Genomic DNA, 318 nt, shown 5'->3' with positions numbered 1-318 from the left:
GGTGCGCTACCTTCCCGACGGCGGCGAGCTGTTCATCCACACGCGGGTGAATATGGCGCTGCTGCGCGCCGCCGCATCGCTGCCGGTCCTGCGCCTGAAGATCACGCCGCGCGTAAACGAATTGATGCCGCGCGATGGGCTGCTGACGCCCAAAGGGTCGCAGCGTATCTACGCTTTCCTCGAAAAGCTCTGCGAGGATCTGGCTGCCGCAAACTGCCCCGCTTGCTATATCGCCGAGCAGCATGGCGAGGGTCGCCGCGATTTCTACTTTACGACCGAAGACATTGCCGGCTATCTGTTCGAAACCGGCGATGTCTT

Annotated in this window: 1 protein-coding gene; it reads left to right on the top strand. The window is 61.9% G+C overall.

Annotation, left to right across the window (positions count from 1 at the left end; genetic code table 11):
• Positions 1 to 52: 52 nt before the first annotated feature.
• Positions 53 to 318, top strand: a 266-nt coding sequence (locus EN852_RS38060; RefSeq protein WP_135879848.1) for a hypothetical protein, incomplete at its 3' end; no start/stop codon positions are given.

Origin of the sequence: Mesorhizobium sp. M2E.F.Ca.ET.209.01.1.1, from assembly GCF_004010375.2 — a bacterium.
Taxonomy (GTDB): domain Bacteria; phylum Pseudomonadota; class Alphaproteobacteria; order Rhizobiales; family Rhizobiaceae; genus Mesorhizobium.
Note: the sequence above shows the minus strand (reverse complement) of the source record. Positions and strands in the feature narration are given on the sequence as shown.